Below are 223 nucleotides of genomic sequence, written 5' to 3' on the forward strand. Positions count from 1 at the left end.
CCGGCTTAGACGCCAGCGTGCTGAGCAAGTTCCGTACCCGGCTGGTCGAGCACGGCCTGGAGGAACAGGTCTTCACCCGGATGCTGACCGTGTTGACCGGTAAGGGCCTGATCGCCGCTGGTGGTAGGCAGCGCACCGATTCCACTCACGTGATCAGCGCGGTGCGGGACCTCAACCGCCTTGAGTTGGCCGGTGAGTCGGTACGGGCCTGCCTGGAAACGTT

The 223-nt window shown here is 64.6% G+C and carries 1 pseudogene; it reads left to right on the forward strand.

Annotated features, from left to right (window positions below):
* Nucleotides 1–17: 17 nt before the first annotated feature.
* Nucleotides 18–223 (forward strand): annotated as a pseudogene (locus ACLQ24_RS30775) (IS1182-like element ISMtsp10 family transposase); the annotation flags it as partial.

It is taken from the genome of Micromonospora sp. DT4 (genome assembly GCF_049841675.1).
In the GTDB taxonomy this organism is placed as follows: domain Bacteria; phylum Actinomycetota; class Actinomycetes; order Mycobacteriales; family Micromonosporaceae; genus Micromonospora.